General features: G+C 39.5%; 5 protein-coding genes. 3 read left to right on the top strand and 2 right to left on the bottom strand.

Going from position 1 to position 6,393, the window contains the following annotated elements; translation table 11 throughout:
* The first annotated feature begins 145 nt into the window (after nucleotides 1-145).
* Nucleotides 146-802, top strand: coding sequence for a ribonuclease HII (gene rnhB / locus QXL17_00490; protein ID MEM4257618.1), 657 nt, complete (start codon nucleotides 146-148; stop codon nucleotides 800-802).
* A gap of 38 nt (nucleotides 803-840) precedes the next feature.
* Here the strand turns inward: rnhB and serC are convergent, their stop codons facing one another.
* A complete protein-coding gene (gene serC, locus QXL17_00485) occupies nucleotides 841-1,950 on the bottom strand; it encodes a 3-phosphoserine/phosphohydroxythreonine transaminase (protein ID MEM4257617.1) in 1,110 nt (369 codons plus the stop codon).
* Between the two features lie 128 nt (nucleotides 1,951-2,078).
* Nucleotides 2,079-3,518 (bottom strand): hypothetical protein, encoded by a 1,440-nt coding sequence (locus QXL17_00480; GenBank protein ID MEM4257616.1) that lies wholly within the window; start codon nucleotides 3,516-3,518, stop codon nucleotides 2,079-2,081.
* Between the two features lie 68 nt (nucleotides 3,519-3,586).
* Here QXL17_00480 and QXL17_00475 point away from each other — a divergent pair, with 68 nt between their 5' ends.
* Both QXL17_00475 and QXL17_00470 read left to right on the top strand, forming a co-directional pair.
* The gene (locus QXL17_00475; GenBank protein MEM4257615.1) at nucleotides 3,587-4,543 is read left to right on the top strand and encodes a sulfotransferase; all 957 of its coding nucleotides are present in this window, start codon (nucleotides 3,587-3,589) and stop codon (nucleotides 4,541-4,543) included.
* Nucleotides 4,544-4,765: 222 nt separating this feature from the next.
* The gene (locus QXL17_00470; protein MEM4257614.1) at nucleotides 4,766-6,337 is read left to right on the top strand and encodes a hypothetical protein; all 1,572 of its coding nucleotides are present in this window, start codon (nucleotides 4,766-4,768) and stop codon (nucleotides 6,335-6,337) included.
* Nucleotides 6,338-6,393: the final 56 nt, after the last annotated feature.

Here is a 6,393-nt window from a genome sequence, read left to right as displayed (position 1 = left end):
CATGGTTCGCAACTGTTGGATTAATCCTTTTCTTTGCGCGTCCCATCCAATGAAAAAATGAATGTTTCTTCCTTAATTATCTATTTCGGGATGAAGCCAGAACATCCGTAACATCTTTTTACTTACAACGAATTACCCAAGAAGTATGATCGGTGGTGTTGATGAAGCAGGACGCGGCCCCTGTATCGGACCGCTTGTAGTTGCTGGCCTGACGGTTGAAAATGATTCTGAGTTTATCAAGATGCAGGTTCGTGATTCGAAAAAACTGTCACCACAAAGACGAGAAATACTTGCACAAAAAATCAAAGAACAAGCTCATAGGTATGAATATCTTATTGTTCCAGCAGCAGATATTGATGATCTTCGGAAAACTATGACGTTAAACGAACTCGAAGTTCATCTTTTCAGTAAAATAATTGAGAAGCTGAAACCGCCTATCTGTTATGTTGATTCTGCAGATGTAAATGAACAGCGATTTGGCAGAGATATTCTTGCGAATCTATCCTATACCCCAACTCTTATTTCAAAGCATAGAGCAGATGAGAGGTATCCAGTTGTTAGTGCAGCATCGATTCTTGCCAAAACAATTCGTGATGCAGAAGTTCGAAAAATTGCAGAGGTACTTGAAAAAAAACTCGGCATCCCCATGGGGAGTGGCTATCCTGCAGATCCTGTGACAAAAAAGTTTTTAACGACGTGGTATGAAACATACCGTGAGTTTCCGCCATTTGTCAGAAAATCATGGCAAACCATCGCTGATATCATCATGCACACGAACATGAAAAAACTTGATGAATATTAAGAAAGTTAAGAAAGTAAAAGAAACAGAGCGGAGAGGATCTAGTTTACCTGTTTCACTGTTGCTTTTTCATGTTGTTCTTTGAATTCAGTAAGGAATGCAGCGAGGGCTTCTGTCCCTTCCAGTGACATCGCATTGTACAGCGATGCACGCATACCGCCGACATCACGATGTCCTTTCAAACCAATCAATCCTTTTTTCTTCGCTTCAGCAACACAGAGTTCCTCAAGCTCAGGAGTTGGCAGATTAAACGTAACATTCATCAGCGATCGTGAGTCTTTCTGGGCGACACCGCGGTAAAATCCATTGGATTTATCGATGACATCGTAAATGATTTTTGCTTTTTTCCGGTTAACTTTTTCAACTGCAGCAATGCCACCAAGTTTTTTCAAATGTTCTAGGACAAGTTCGCAGATGTAAATTGCAAAACAGGGGCAGGTGTTGTACAGTGAATCTTTTTCTGCATGGGTTTTCCATTTCAGCATGGTTGGGGTGCTTTCAGGAACACGGTTAAGAAGATCTTCGCGGACGATAACTACGGTGACGCCAGCAGGTCCAAGGTTTTTTTGTGCACCTGCATAGATTACAGCATATTTTTTAACATCGATTACCTTATCCATGAAGTTCGATGACATGTCGCAGACAAGGGGAACATTGTCCGGGGTTTTTGGGGTGTAAAACCATTCAATACCGCCGATGGTTTCGTTGCCGGTGATATGTGCATATGCTGCATTCTCGGTAAAAGCAACGTTTTTTGGGATGTAGGTAAATTTTTGATCTTCAGATGAGGCAACAATGGAAACATCTCCGTAAAGTTTTGCTTCTTTGATTGCTTTTTTTGCCCATGCTCCGGTATTGACGTATTCCATTGGTTTTCCCTTGATTTGAAGGTTCAGTGGTACCATGAAGAACTGTGATGATGCGCCACCTTGTAGCCATAACACTTTATAGTCGCTTGGAATACCCATCAGTTCTCTGAGGAGTTCTGATGCTTTGGTATGTACTTCTCCGTATTCTTTTGACCGATGGGAGATTTCTAGTATTGACACCCCAGTTCCATGAAAATCAAGAAGTTCTTCTTGAACTTGTTTCAACACAGGAAGTGGAAGCGTGGCAGGCCCTGCATAAAAATTATACACGCGTTTTGTCATAGTTTAGTATCACCTTTGTTGTTATATCTGGTGGCTGTGTATCTATATTAGGGATTTAAAGCATTCGGCAAAAGTTTTATCTCAGATTGAAACGGTTAAAGGGCAGAAGGCTATGATATGGTACCGGTTTATTGCTTTTTTTGAGCAGCAAATTGTTGTTCTGATCCCCATGCGATAATCTTGTATCGTTGTTCTTGGGGTACATGGGAGATCACCAGAGGAGCAGGTTTATTTTTAGGAGATGGGATACTTTCAACCTCTTTAACTGTGATAGTGACTTCTGGTCCGACTTTTTTTTCATAAATCTCTTGTATCTTCTGCATGAGGACGTCAACTGGCGGATCCGCGTCTCGAAGATCCGGGTCAATGACGAGGAGAATATCAATCCTGTTCAGGGTTTGTTGAATTATTTGAAATTGTTTCACTTTATTGGTTTTCAGCTCTTTTAGAACTACGGAGAGAATTGCAAACGAAGCTGCTGGAAACAATCTGCCATCAGGGAGAATGATGCTTGTGTTGGCGCGTCCAGCAACGCCTCCATGTAATATCGGAGTGGTGAGTCCACACGGACATGCATACTCATCAATGATGCTCACCCAGTCATCCATCCCGGTATATCGGATAAATGGTGTTCCTCGTCCGAAGAGTCGTGTGAGTACGATGTGCCCGATTTCACCAGGGGAGACACGGTTGCCTTGATCGTCGATAGCCTCAATGAGGTAGTAATCATAGTTTACATGCCAGGTTCCATGGAGGCATTCAAAAGCAATATCACCGCCTGATTCCGCAGAGGCATACACATTGAGAACTGGACAGTGAAATGCGTCTTTGATGTAGGTGCGGGTGTATTCATCAAGAACATACCCTCCGACGGCGATTATCTTTGGGTTAATCTGTTCACCCAATCCTTTCATTTTTGCATACGCAAGATGTTGCAGGGTTACCGGATACGACATGATGAGATCAGGTTTGAAAGTATTTAAACGGTTGAGAGTATCTTTGAGAGGATCAAATGCATTTAAGATGAGCGTAGTGTTTTTTAAGATGAAAAAGCCCATTTTTTTTGTGAATCCTTGATCAAAGGTACTATCTGCTTTTCCAGGTGTAAAGTTTCCAATGTGGGCAAAACGGGTTGTTTTCCAGTTTAAACCAAATTCAGAGAGCTCTCGAAGATACAAGCTAGCTCCATAGGTCATGGCTAAAAAATCGGTATAAAACGTTATTGATTTCCCTGTTGATCCGCTGGTACTTAGAGGGTGAACATGTTTCTGATAATATCTTTTTTCCGGTATGCTTTGAGTAGGATATGCATCCATAATTGTTTTTTTTGAAACGAGTGGGAGTTTTGTAATATCAGTGAGATTCTTAATTTCTCTGAGTTTGATATTTTTTTGGGTGTACAAAGATCGATACACTGGGACGTGGGAAGCATATCTAAGAAGATTGACGAATGATTTTGTTTGAAATTTTTGCATTTGAGCCTGAGAGAACATCCTCAGATTTTTAGGATATCGTTTCAGAATTGTATAACAGCGAATCGCAGTAACCGGGTTTAATAACGGATGCATATGCAATCAACAGTTAATACGTGTCAATATGATTATATAGTAAATAACTTTATTGGATTTTTTGAGAAATGACCTTATCGACTCATGATACTCCTTATCTTCATCTCATTGAAGGCATATCGTTTCAACCGATTTTTATCCTAGGGTTGCACCGATCAGGAACGAGCATATTATATAAAATGCTTGCAGAAACCGGTTGTTTCAATACGGTCTCAACGTATCATATCCTTCGATTTGATGAGTTGCTCTCTGATAAAATCACTCATCGGCAAGAAGCAGAACGTTTGAAACTTCAGCAGCTTTTTCAGGATCTCGGGATTACCACTCGAAAAATAGATCATCTCCAAATAACTCCGGATTTTGCTCAGGAATATGTGTATCTTCTTACCAAGAAAAGTTCGGCCAATAAGATAACGAACAAAAACTATGTCTTTTTTGATTTGTTGTGTAAAAAAATTCAATATATTTCAGAAAATACCAAGCCGATTCTTGTCAAAAATCCATATGATTTTGGAAATTTTATGGTTCTGAAAAACCTGTATCCCTCAGCTCGTTTTATTTTTATCCATCGAGAACCAGTGAAAGTTATTGATTCGACGTTACGCGCATGGCATACCTTACTTTCAGAGAAAAACCCATATACTGTTTTATTTTCTCGGCAATATGAAAAAATTTTTGAAAATCCATTATATCATTCTCTCTTGTGTTGGTATTACTCTTCGAACATCCCCTTTGGTTTTTTAGGGATAGTTCACCAGGCAAAGAAGATGACTTCATATTATCTGAAACACGTTAGATATCTTCACCAGCATTGTTATATCTCACTACGTTATGAGGATTTATGTCTACATCCAAATGAATGCATCAGAAGTATTATGGATTTTCTTGGGTTGCCAATGACTGTTGATGTGCATAAAGAGATTAAACCTCGAGAACAAAAACTCCTGCCGATTGTACAACAGTATACACCATATATCAAGAAGGTATTGTCTTCATATCGAAAATATAATAATTATCTTTCATAACAGGTGCTCAATAAAGTTTTTTTATACCTTTTTGAGACATTCAAGGTTATTTTTTGATATAATTACATCTGATCTTTTCTCAATAAGACAGATAGGCTTTGCACATAAACCCCTATATTTATGTGCAAAGCCAGACAGATAAAAAACTATATATATAGTGTGAATCTACATATATAACGGCAAACAGATAAAACAGTATCCACTACTCGTAAGGGGAAAAATATGAAGAATTCAACCATCGTCAAACTATTGTGTACACTATGTGTTACTTGTTTTCTTGTTATTCCAGCAGGGGCATACCAAGCACCAACTCGAAACCATTCAACAACGGGTCTTGCCAATACTGATTTTGATCCTCTGGTTGATATCGTTGTAAATGTTGAACTACGTGCGATCCGTGCTTTCGATAAACTTGATATTCAAGAGTTTTCTCAGAAAAAAATTGATCTGTGGAGTGATCCTGATTTCTATGTTAAGGTATTTATTAATGATGTTGAATTTCGAAGTGACATTTGGAGGAATACAAAATATCTCTATAACATCCAGTGGTCAGCAACGCTTAATGTTCCTGATGATCAAGAATTTGTAACTGTTAAAATTCAGTTGTGGGATTGGAATTTTGGGCGTGATCGCATCTGCGATATAAGCAGGGATACCGGTCAAGGATATGTAGATTCGTGTGATGCTGAGATGATCTATAGCATTAAAACAGGAACGTGGTGGGGTGATGACTATACCGATAATGATCCGTTGAGTGCGGATCCAAGTGGGTACGGTCGTTTGAACGGCTGCGATGATGGGAGTATTTATTCTTTTGAACGAGATTGTGAACTGTGGTTTAACATTTGCCAAAATGATTTTGATCATGATACTCTGCCCTACTGGGCCGAGGTATATATGTATGGTACGGATCCGATGATTGATAATCGCGGTGATGATTCTGATCATGATGGTTGTCCGATTGAATGGGAGCATCGTTTTGGACATTACTTTAGCCCTTGGTCTGAACAACATTTCTGGTTTTACAATGCAACGATTTGGGATGATCATATGACGCTTGATCCTGATTCAGACGGTGTATCAAACTATGAAGAATATCTCACCAGTCAATGGGGATCTGATCCGTTTCGAAAAGATTTGTTTGTTGAACTCGATCTCATGGAACCAAATCCTGATGGCGAATGGTCAACATTTCCTGCGAATGCAAAAGAGCTTCTTCGGACGGCGTATGATCGAAGGAATATTGTTTTTTATCTCGATGATGATGGTTTCTACGGTGGCGGTGGTGAGCTGTTTCCATTTAAAACTCAAACGACGTATGAAGAACTACAAGCAATGTATATGGAGTATTTCCTGCACGGTGATGTGAATAACTGGCGGCGAGGGGTATTTCATTATTGTCTGCTTGTCTATTATTCACCACCGGGTGGTTTTGTCTTCTGGGGTGGTGTTGGTCCGTATCTTGATGCATTTTCGTTATCAACGCATCTTTTTGAAAGTGACAAAGTAAAACCAAAAACACAACATCGGCGTGATATTGTCTATGCGAGTGCCTTGATGCATGAATGTGGACATACACTTGGTATTTTTAATGGTAATACTCCTGGTTGTGATGATCAAAATGGAAAATATCCTTGGCAGAAGAATTTTTGGATCTGGCGTCCGTATAAAAGTGTTATGAACTACGGCTATATGTACAAAATCGTTGATTATTCTGATGGGTCTCGAGGGAGAAATGATTTTAATGATTGGGCTCGTATTGATCTTACTTTGTTTCAACGACCAATGTGGTGATACGACGTCATGATAAAAGATAAAAACAATATGCGTTTAATGCGCATCGTCACAAG

This window comes from Candidatus Thermoplasmatota archaeon (assembly GCA_038884455.1).
Lineage (GTDB): Archaea > Thermoplasmatota > E2 > DHVEG-1 > DHVEG-1 > JAWABU01.
The sequence above is the reverse complement of the archived record's forward strand: the minus strand, read 5'-3'. Positions and strand labels throughout refer to the sequence as shown.